Annotated in this window: 8 protein-coding genes and 1 tRNA gene; 6 read left to right on the forward strand and 3 right to left on the reverse strand. The window is 64.1% G+C overall.

Going from position 1 to position 9,704, the window contains the following annotated elements; genetic code table 11:
* Nucleotides 1-225 precede the first annotated feature (225 nt).
* From DESPIGER_RS12525 to DESPIGER_RS12535, 3 genes are all read right to left on the reverse strand, one after another.
* Entirely contained in the window at nt 226-1,011 is a 786-nt protein-coding gene (locus tag DESPIGER_RS12525) for a hypothetical protein (protein ID WP_072337393.1), read from the reverse strand.
* Nucleotides 1,012-1,026: 15 nt separating this feature from the next.
* Nucleotides 1,027-1,761 carry a 4'-phosphopantetheinyl transferase family protein gene (locus DESPIGER_RS12530; protein ID WP_072337395.1) on the reverse strand — a complete coding sequence of 245 codons (735 nt, stop codon included), beginning with the start codon at nt 1,759-1,761 and terminating at the stop codon, nt 1,027-1,029.
* A 182-nt stretch (nt 1,762-1,943) separates the two neighbouring features.
* Nucleotides 1,944-2,037 (reverse strand) — tRNA-Sec (locus DESPIGER_RS12535).
* 282 nt (nt 2,038-2,319) lie between these two features.
* Here DESPIGER_RS12535 and ftsH point away from each other — a divergent pair.
* The 6 genes from ftsH to galU all read left to right on the forward strand — a co-directional run bounded on the left by ftsH (nt 2,320) and on the right by galU (nt 9,373).
* Nucleotides 2,320-4,287: an ATP-dependent zinc metalloprotease FtsH gene (gene ftsH / locus DESPIGER_RS12540; protein WP_072337397.1), complete on the forward strand. Its 1,968-nt coding sequence runs from the start codon at nt 2,320-2,322 to the stop codon at nt 4,285-4,287.
* 88 nt (nt 4,288-4,375) lie between these two features.
* Nucleotides 4,376-5,176 (forward strand): dihydropteroate synthase, encoded by an 801-nt coding sequence (folP, locus tag DESPIGER_RS12545; protein ID WP_173783313.1) that lies wholly within the window; start codon nt 4,376-4,378, stop codon nt 5,174-5,176.
* Nucleotides 5,177-5,337: 161 nt separating this feature from the next.
* Complete coding sequence (cdaA, locus tag DESPIGER_RS12550; RefSeq protein WP_083575412.1) at nt 5,338-6,072, forward strand: diadenylate cyclase CdaA; 735 nt, start codon at nt 5,338-5,340, stop codon at nt 6,070-6,072.
* Nucleotides 6,059-6,988 (forward strand): YbbR-like domain-containing protein, encoded by a 930-nt coding sequence (locus DESPIGER_RS12555; RefSeq protein WP_072337401.1) that lies wholly within the window; start codon nt 6,059-6,061, stop codon nt 6,986-6,988. Before cdaA ends, DESPIGER_RS12555 begins: the two co-directional genes overlap by 14 nt.
* Nucleotides 6,989-7,020: 32 nt before the next feature.
* Nucleotides 7,021-8,373, forward strand: a complete 1,353-nt coding sequence (gene glmM / locus DESPIGER_RS12560) for a phosphoglucosamine mutase (protein ID WP_072337402.1) — start codon at nt 7,021-7,023, stop codon at nt 8,371-8,373.
* A gap of 127 nt (nt 8,374-8,500) precedes the next feature.
* On the forward strand, nt 8,501-9,373 hold the full coding sequence (gene galU / locus DESPIGER_RS12565; RefSeq protein WP_072337784.1) for a UTP--glucose-1-phosphate uridylyltransferase GalU: 873 nt from the start codon (nt 8,501-8,503) through the stop codon (nt 9,371-9,373).
* The last annotated feature ends 331 nt before the right edge of the window (nt 9,374-9,704 follow it).

The raw sequence follows: 9,704 nt of genomic DNA on the forward strand, positions 1-9,704 counted from the left end.
GGCGCACAGTGACCCAAAAGCGGACATAAGGCAAGAAATGTTTGTGTGCGGCAGGCAACGGAAAGCAAGAAAATGGGAAGACAAAAGACGAGAGGAGTGGAACAGGAGTGTCACGGCGAAATTTATACCGTGCACAAGGAGGGAAAGAGGCTGGTATTTCCAGCGCCGTCATTGCGCTGGCCATCCTTCAGAAGAAGAGCTGATTCCGGGTATATTCGTGTCCCTTCAGTGCCGAGAGGTGTGGCAACGATCTGCGATGACACAACGTTCACATGCCGGGCTGGCTGTACAGATCTCCCCGTAGCCTTTGGCACAGAACCGCCAGATAAGATCATCTATTTCGACCTTTAAAAGCCCTGTCTCCTCTGCAAGTTGTTCCATCTTCTGTTCGACATCTGCAAGAGATGCGGGGCTGCTTGCAAGACAACTTCCCATTCTGTCCGCTCCCAGAAATCGCCGTATATGAACATCAGGTTTTGCGGCATCGATACCTACATTACGCAGATACTCCCAGGCTAGAGCCTTGCCCACCATGGGGAGCTTGTAAGGGGATAGCGGAGAAGACAGCATGGTTACGATATGATGTGCATTTTCTGAGGTCACGAAATCGTCGAGGCTACCATACTCCACTTCTATCCGCTCGAAGATATGGATATGTATCCGTAAAGAGCGCATTTGGGCGCGGATGGCCCTGTTACCGCATTTGATGTCCTTTATTTTTTCACAAAAGACAGAAGGCGGCGTCATGAGGATTTTTTCTTTGTCGTATTCAAAAAATATCTTGTCGATATCAGGTAAATAGTCATGGATTTTTTTCCATACGGCCTGACTGGAAAGCAAGGCGTAGATGAGTCCCTGGAGATGTTCGCTGAAGTTAAAACTCTCTCCAGAGGCGCGCTTTCTAACCTTTTCTTTGATGTAAGAAAGCTCAGCTGTCTTTTGAGACTGAAGATACTTCTTGAGAATAAAAAGATAGTGGGTAGAGGGTAGGGAAAGAATATGGTCGGGCATGGATATCTCCGAGGATTACCCCCGTACCGCCACGCAGAGCCAGTGGCCGGGGCAGGGCAGCAGTCGCCAGCGGTAACGGACGGCATCCAGCACGAGGTCGCCCGAGCGCCGTCCGCTGCGGCCGCTGTCCAGCAGGCGCGGCGGGCGGTCGCAGCCCGTACCGGCAGCCTTGAAGACGGCTTCCTTGATGGTCCAGCGGCGCAGGCCGTCACGCTGCCGGGCCGCCGGGGAAAGGCAGGAGGGGAGCTCCCGGGGAGCGAAGGCCGACGCGGGCGGTGACGGGCTGGTCAGGGCCTCGGCATCCGTGCCGGGGCAGGTACCGGGACCGGCCAGCAGGCAGAAGACCGCCTGCTCGCTGTAGCTGAAGCTGACGGAATGGCCCTCCAGCCACGGACGGCCCGAAGGCAGGCGGTGCAGGCGGGGACAGGCATGGCGGGCGAAGAAGCGCCGGGCCTGCGCCGCGTGGTGGAAGAGCTGCGGCAGGGGATGCCAGCACACGGAGGGCCGGGCGGGCAGGCCGGAGAGCACGGCGCGGTGCAGCAGCACCGTCAGCAGCAGCCGGGCCAGATGGCGCTTGCCACGCTCGGCCGGGAGGCGGAAAGCCGCCATGTGGGCCAGGTCTTCCGCCGCCGGCAGTCCCTCCGGCAGCTCCGGCAGCGCCATGAGGGGGGACGGGCCGGGGCCGGACGGCAAAGGGCAGGCCGCCAGCAGCAGGGGCGGCAACGGGGAAGGGGAGGGGGACCGGGACATGGGGTAATGATGCCCGGCAGGCGGGCAAAAGGCAATTGCCGACGGCACCCCGGCGCGCGTCGCCTGCTGCGGACAGGGGCACCCGCAGGGGCCGGCCTGGTCCCGGCGTTGTCGGAAGAAGGGCGAGGCGGGCACGAAAAAAGCCCGCAGGCACGAGGCTTGCGGGCGGACTGCTGGCGGGATGGCGGAGGCGTATAGGAGTCGAACCTACCGCAGACGGTCAAGCCTGCCACCGGTTTTGAAGACCGGGCGCCACACCGGTGACGACACGCCTCCACACGGTCATCATCTATGCCACAAAGCCCGGGGGAAAGCAAGCCCGCCGCGGCGGCAGGGGCGGGCCCGTGCCCGGCACCAGGTTTTTCCCTTCCCCCCTGTCCCCGCCCATTGCCAGACGGGAAAGGCGACTTATCTTGTTCCTGATCCCTGACCGGTGTCGATTGACACTGTGCCGCCGGTCAGAGTACCTTGACTTCTTGGCGCAGACCGTGCGCCATCAGCACAACGCTTTACCGCTCTGTAGTGGAGGCCGAATTGAACCAGTTTAGTCGCAACCTGATGCTCTGGGCTGCCATAGTCCTTGCGATGGTCATGCTTTTCAATATGTTCCAGCAGCCGCAGAGCTCGGCCCAGAAGGTGTCCTACACGGATTTCATCAACCGTGTGGATGGCGGGCAGATCAATTCTGTGGAGATCCAGGGCAACACCCTCATCGGGCGCGGACCGGACGGCGCCTCCGTCCAGACCTATGCCCCGCGTGACAACGAGCTGGTGTCCCGTCTGCTGGACAAAAAGGTGGAAGTCAAGGCCCAGCCGCCGGAAGAACAGCCCTGGTACATGACCCTGCTGGTGTCGTGGTTCCCCATGCTGCTGCTCATCGGTGTCTGGATCTTCTTCATGCGCCAGATGCAGGGGGGCGGCGGCAAGGCCATGAGTTTTGGCCGTTCCCGCGCACGCCTGCTCAACCAGGACTCGGCCCGTGTGACGTTCGATGACGTGGCCGGTGTGGACGAAGCCAAGGAAGAACTGTCCGAGGTGGTGGAATTCCTTTCCAATCCCAAAAAATTCACCCGTCTGGGCGGCCGCATCCCCAAGGGCGTGCTGCTGGTGGGCCCTCCAGGCACCGGCAAGACCCTGCTGGCCCGCGCCGTGGCCGGTGAGGCCGGCGTGCCCTTCTTCTCCATCTCCGGTTCGGACTTCGTGGAGATGTTCGTGGGCGTGGGCGCCTCCCGTGTGCGTGACCTCTTCGTGCAGGGCAAGAAGAACGCCCCCTGCCTCATCTTCATCGACGAGATCGACGCCGTGGGCCGCAAGCGCGGTGCCGGTCTGGGCGGCGGCCATGACGAGCGCGAACAGACCCTGAACCAGCTGCTGGTGGAGATGGACGGCTTCGAGAGCAACGAGGGCGTCATCCTGCTGGCCGCCACCAACCGCCCCGACGTGCTGGACCCGGCCCTGCTGCGTCCCGGCCGTTTCGACCGTCAGGTGGTGGTGCCCACCCCTGACCTGCGCGGCCGCCGCCGCATCCTTGAGGTCCACACCAAGCGTACGCCGCTGGATCCCGACGTGGACCTGGATACCCTGGCCCGCGGCACGCCGGGCTTCTCCGGCGCCGATCTGGAGAACCTGGTCAACGAAGCCGCCCTGCAGGCCGCCAAGCTCAATGCCACCAAGGTGGACATGCACGACTTCGAATACGCCAAGGACAAGGTGCTCATGGGCCGCGAACGCCGCAGCCTGATCCTCTCCGACGAGGAAAAGCGCATCACGGCCTACCATGAGGGCGGCCATGCCCTGGCGGCCCGCCTGCTGCCCGGTTCCGACCCCGTGCACAAGGTCACCATCATCCCCCGCGGCCGCGCCCTGGGCCTGACCATGCAGCTGCCCGAGGAAGACCGCCACGGCTACTCGCGCAACTACCTGCGCAACAACCTGGTGGTGCTGCTGGGCGGCCGCGTGGCGGAAGAGATCGTCTTTGACGACATCACCACCGGAGCTTCCAACGATATCGAGCGCGTGACCCGCATGGCCCGCAAGATGGTCTGTGAGTGGGGCATGAGCGACGCCATCGGCACCCTGTCCATCGGCGAGACCGGTGAAGAGGTCTTCATCGGCCGTGAATGGGTGCAGAACAAGAACTACAGCGAAGAGACCGCCCGTCTGGTGGACGCCGAGGTCAAGCGCATCGTGGAAGAGGCCCATGCCCGCTGCGTCAAGCTGCTGGAAGACAACCGTGCGGCCCTGGACCGCATCGCGCAGGCCCTGCTGGAACGCGAGACCATCAGCGGCGAGGAACTGGATCTGCTCATGGAGAACAAGCCCCTGCCGCCGCTGGATGCCAACGGCAAGCCGGTGAAGGCCGCCCCTGCCGGGGACTTCGTGCTGGAGCCGGATCCGTCCGATGCGGACGCCGCGGCGCCCGGGGCGGACACGGCTGCCGAGGCCGCTCCCCGGAAGGCGGAGCAGGGCGATGCGGCCACGGGCAAAATGCAGGACAACGATGAAAACGAACAGCGCAAGCAATAATCCTCTGTCTGGGGAGCCGTCCCGCCGGGGCGGCTCCTGGCTGTGTCTTGGGGGCGGGGCGGTGACGACCTCTGCCCCCTTTGGCGTTATGGGCATCGTCAACCTGACGCCGGATTCCTTTTATGACGGCGGCACGCACGATTCCGCGGACCTGGGCCTGGCCCATGCCGTGCGCCTGCATGCGGAAGGGGCCGACATCCTCGACCTGGGGGCGGAGTCTTTCCGGCCCGGTGCGCAGGCACTGGAGCCGGAAGAGGAACTGCTGCGCCTCATGCCCGTGCTGCGGGAGCTGCGGCGGGAGATCCCCGGGGCCGTGCTCTCCGTGGATACCTACCATGCGGCCACGGCGGCCGCCGTGCTGGAAGAGGGCGTGCAGATCATCAACGATATCTCGGCCTGTGCCTTCGACCCCGGCCTGCTGGACGTGCTCGTCCAGTACAAGCCCGGCTATGTGCTCATGCACAGCCAGGGCCGGCCGGACGTCATGCAGCAGGATCCCCGCTACGCGGACGTGCGTTCCGAGGTCATGGCCTTTTTCGAGCGCGGGCTGCACCGCCTGACGGCCGCCGGTCTGCCGGAAGAGCACATCGTGCTGGACCCCGGCATCGGCTTCGGCAAGACCCTGGGCCACAACCTGGAGCTGCTGGCCCATGCGGAGGACTGGCTCGCCTTCGGGCGGCCCGTGCTCCTGGGCCTGTCCATGAAATCCATGTTCGGGCAGCTGCTGGGCCTCACCACCCCGGAACGGGGCTGCGCCACCCAGGTGGCCACGGCCTTGCTCTGGGAAAAGGGGCTGTTCTGGCACCGTGTGCATGATGTGGCCGCCACGCGCCGGACCCTCACCCTGGCGGCGGCCCTCCGCGATCCTGCAGGGGCCTGCCGGCCCTGAGGAGCTGTCGTGCCGTGCGGGCCATTTGCCTGTTGCGCCGGCGTGCGCTTGTTTTTATACTGCGCGCCGGCTGCCCGGCATCCGTGATGCGGCAGACGGCAAAGGGGGACGCCACCCCGTGGCGTGGAAGGGGATTTTTCTGATGCCCAAGGATAGGGACCGTGCTGGAACATGTGGTTTTTGAATGGCGTGACGCGCTGGATATCCTGCTGGTGGCAGTGCTGCTCTACCAGGTCATCCAGCTGTTGCGGGGATCGCGTGCCCTGACGGTGCTGACCGGTCTCGGCCTGCTGACCCTGCTGTATTTCATTTCGCGCAGCATGGCGCTGTATACCCTGACCTGGCTGCTGCAGCATGTCTTCAGCTCCCTGTTCCTGCTCATCGTGGTCATCTTCCAGAGCGACATCCGGCAGGCACTGGGCGAGATAGGGACCAACAACCTTTTCCGCAAGCGCGCGTTGCAGCATTCGGCCGTGGAAGAGGTGGTCATGGCCTGTGTGGAGATGGCCCGCCTGCGTGTGGGGGCCCTCATCGTCATCGAACGGGGCACCCGGCTGGATGACATGATCAAGCGCGAGGGCGTGCGGGTGGATGCCCTGCTGTCGCGCCAGCTGCTCATGAACATCTTCTATCCCAAGGCGCCCCTGCATGACGGTGCCGTGCTCATCAGCAAGGGACGCATCACGGCCGCGGCCTGCATCCTGCCCCTGGCCGAGGCCAAGGGTCAGTCGTTCGGCACGCGGCACCGCGCCGCCCTGGGCATGACACAGGAATGCGATGCCGTGGTGGTCGTGGTCTCGGAAGAGCGCGGCGAGATCTCCGTGGCCATAAAGGGCGAGCTCGTCCGCAGTCTTGATGCCACGCGCTTGAGGCAGGTGCTCAATGATATCCTCTAGGAACAGCCGCAAGGCCCCCCATCTCCTTTCCCTGTTCGTGGCCTTTGCCGTGGCCGTGGGCATGTGGTATGTGGTCAGCGTGCGCGACCGTCTGGAAGTCCAGCTGGAAGTGGGCATCGAATACAACGGCATCCCCCCCGGCCTGGTGGTGACGGACGGTCTGGTCAGCAAGGTGCAGGTGCGCCTGCGCGGGCCGGAGATCCTGCTGCGTTCCATCTCGTCGCGCAGCCTGACGGAAGCCATCAATCTTTCCAACATCAAGAAGGGCACGACCATCGTCCCCCTGACCTCGGACAACATGGGCCCCAGCCTGCGGGCCTTCGAGCTGGTGGACGTGCAGCCGCCCCGCATCGTCATCACGGCCGATACCCTGGCCGAGCGCAGCGTGCCCATCCGGGCCGTGCTGGAATCCCCCCTGCGCAGCGGGGCCCTGACCGTGGAGAACGTGACCGTTTCCCCGGCATCCGTCACCCTGCGCGGGCCGGAAGGCGTCATCTCGTCCATCAGCAACCTGCCCCTGGGCATCCGTCTGGACCCCAAGGCCGCCGGTACCACGGTGGAGCAGACCCTGCTGCTGGACACCCCCAGCCTGGTCACCTCCAATCCCGCCTCGGTGAAGGTGCAGTACACCATCACCAGCGGGCGCACGGTGGTCTCCCGCCGCTGCAAGATCTCGGTGGAGGCCCAGAACGCCTCGCAGTTCACGGTGGAGCCTTCCCATGTGGAAGTCATGGTGGAGGTGCCCGAGGCCCTGGCCCGCAACACCTCCTATCTCAAACGGCTGGAAGTGATGGTCGTCCCGCCGGCCCTGGAGCCGGGGCAGAAGGGCACGGCGGAACCGCGCATCCAGCTGCCGGAAGGCATGACCATCTTGAATCCCTCGTTCGACAGCGTTACCATTACCCGCAAGAAGTAGCCTCCGGCGCATGGCACCGGCAAGGAGAACACATGGCAGAACGTCTTTTCGGCACCGATGGCCTGCGTGGCCCTGTCAATATCTATCCCATGACCGTGGATGTGGCCCTGCGCCTGGGCCTGGCCGCGGGGGTGCGCTTCCGCAAGGGCTCGCACCAGCACCGCGTGGTCATCGGCAAGGATACCCGCCTGTCGGGCTACATGTTCGAGTCCGCCCTCACGGCGGGCCTGTGCGCCGCCGGCATGCACGTCATCATGACCGGGCCCCTGCCCACGCCCGCCATCTCCTTCCTGACCCGCAACATGCGGGCGGACCTGGGGGTGGTCATCTCCGCCTCGCACAATCCCTATTCGGACAACGGCATCAAGTTCTTCGATGCCGACGGCTTCAAGCTGCCTGACGAGGTGGAGAACGAGATCTCCGCCATGGTGCTCGATCCCGACATGCGCTGGCCCTATCCCGATTCCGACCGGGTCGGCCGCGCCAGCAAGATCGAAGACGCCGGCGGCCGCTACATCGTGTACACCAAGAGCTGCTTCCCGGCCCATCTGACCCTGTCCGGCCTGCGCATCGTCATCGACTGCGCCAACGGCGCGGCCTACAAGGTGGCCCCCCTGGCCCTGGAAGAACTGGGCGCGGAAGTCTTCCGTCTGGGGACCGGCCCCAACGGGACCAACATCAACGATCACTGCGGCTCCCTGCATCCCGAGACCCTGGCCGCCAAGGTGCGCGAAGTGCGCGCGGACGTGGGCCTGGCCCTGGACGGTGACGCCGACCGCCTCATCGTGGTGGACGAAAAGGGCAACGTGCTGGACGGTGACCAGCTCATGGCCCTGGGTGCCCAGGCCATGATGGAGCGGGGCGAACTGCCCGGCAACATGCTGGTGGCCACGGCCATGAGCAATCTGGCGCTGGAGATATTCATGAAGGAGCGCGCCGGCACGCTGCTGCGCACCAAGGTGGGCGACCGCTACGTCATGGAAGCCATGCGCAAGACCGGCGCCATGCTGGGCGGCGAACAGTCCGGGCATCTCATCTACCGCCAGTACAGCACCACCGGTGACGGCCTGCTGGCGGCCCTGCAGCTGCTGCGCATCGTGCGCGAGAAGGAAAAGCCCCTGTCCGAGCTGGCGGGCCTGCTGCACCTCTTCCCGCAGAAGCTCATCAACGTGAGGGTGGAAAAGAAGCTGCCCTTCGAGGAGCGTCCCGCCATCGGCAAGGCTGTGGCCGACGTGGAAAAGGCCCTGGCCGGTCGCGGCCGTGTGCTGCTGCGCTATTCCGGCACCGAGGCCCTGTGCCGCGTCATGGTCGAGGCCGAGGATGAAGACAAGGTCGTCCGTTACGCGCGCGACCTGGCCGATGTGGTGAGCCGCGAGCTGCGCTAGTTTTTTGTCCTCTCCTGGAGGAGCTGATTCGTTCCGGGAGCTGCCGCGGCAGGCCCGTGACATGCTTTCGTCGAGAACCATGTCCCAAGCACAGCCCCGTGAGGGGCATGCGATGATGGAGGAGAACATGAAGGACATTCGTAAGGTTGTCATCCCCGTGGCCGGCTGGGGGACCCGTTCCCTGCCCGCGACCAAGAATATCCCCAAGGAAATGCTGCCCATCTACAACAAGCCCGTCATCCAGTATGTTGTGGAAGAGGCCCAGCGTGCCCATATCAAGGACGTGATCTTCGTCACTAACCGTGACAAGAACGTCATCGAGGACCACTTCGACCACAACCTGCAGCTCGAGGACGTGCTGGAACGTGCCGGCAAGCTGGACAAACTGGAAGAAGTGCGCCGGGTGGCGGAAATGGTCAACATCCTTTCCGTGCGCCAGAAGCGCCAGTTGGGGCTTGGCCATGCCGTCATGTGCGCGCGCGAGCTGGTGGGCGACGAGCCCTTTGCCGTCATGGTGGGCGACGACCTGATGTTCAGCGGTGTGCCCGGCATCGGCCAGCTCATCGAAGTGGCCATGGCCGAAAAGATGCCCGTCATCGGCGTCATGGAAGTGCCGTGGGAAAAGGTGAGCCGCTACGGCATCATCGATGGCGAGGAAGTGGCGCCCGGCGTGTACCGCGTGCGCGACATGGTGGAAAAGCCCAAGCGCGAGGAGGCGCCCTCCCGCATGGCCATCGTGGGCCGCTATGTGCTGACACCGGACATTTTCGACTATCTCGAAAAGGTCAAACCGGGGCACGGCGGCGAGATCCAGCTCACCGACGCCCTGCAGGCCATGGCCAAGGAACGCGGCATGATGGCCGTGCGCATGGCCGGCATGCGTTTCGATGCCGGGGACTGGGCCGAGTTCCTGAGTGCCAACATCTATTTTGCCCTGCAGGATGAATCCCTGCGCTACGAGCTGCTGGGCCTGCTCAAGAATTTCGTGCAGTTCAAGTAGCCTGGCAAAAACATGATCCCGGGGTCGTTGTCATTACGGTGACAACGACCTTTCTTTTTGGTGGCAGGCCTTGCGGCTTGCAGTACGGGGAAAAAAAGGGCAGAATCGCACAAGTGTCCACAGAGGATACGCTGCGGGATGCCCGCCTGTTGGCAGAAAGCGCGGAAGCGTGGTCTTTTCGTTCGCCGTATGTTGACAGAACAACGTGAAAAAACTACATCCTTGCGGGCGCTCTGCCGAAAGACGGACGGGGCGCGGCGCAGGAGCAACGGGGACGAGACGGATTCGGGCGGGGCATGGCTGGGTCATGGCCCGCATGGCGGCATTTTTC

Origin of the sequence: Desulfovibrio piger (genome assembly GCF_900116045.1) — a bacterium.
GTDB classification, from domain to species: domain Bacteria; phylum Desulfobacterota; class Desulfovibrionia; order Desulfovibrionales; family Desulfovibrionaceae; genus Desulfovibrio; species Desulfovibrio piger_A.

Coding starts and splice junctions, on each gene's coding strand:
- galU (WP_072337784.1), top strand. CDS start 8,501: ATGAAGGACATTCGTAAGGTTGTCATCCCCGTGGCCGGCTGGGGGACC.
- ftsH (WP_072337397.1), top strand. CDS start 2,320: ATGCTCTGGGCTGCCATAGTCCTTGCGATGGTCATGCTTTTCAATATG.
- DESPIGER_RS12530 (WP_072337395.1), bottom strand. CDS start 1,761: ATGTCCCGGTCCCCCTCCCCTTCCCCGTTGCCGCCCCTGCTGCTGGCG.
- DESPIGER_RS12525 (WP_072337393.1), bottom strand. CDS start 1,011: ATGCCCGACCATATTCTTTCCCTACCCTCTACCCACTATCTTTTTATT.
- DESPIGER_RS12555 (WP_072337401.1), top strand. CDS start 6,059: ATGATATCCTCTAGGAACAGCCGCAAGGCCCCCCATCTCCTTTCCCTG.
- glmM (WP_072337402.1), top strand. CDS start 7,021: ATGGCAGAACGTCTTTTCGGCACCGATGGCCTGCGTGGCCCTGTCAAT.
- folP (WP_173783313.1), top strand. CDS start 4,376: ATGGGCATCGTCAACCTGACGCCGGATTCCTTTTATGACGGCGGCACG.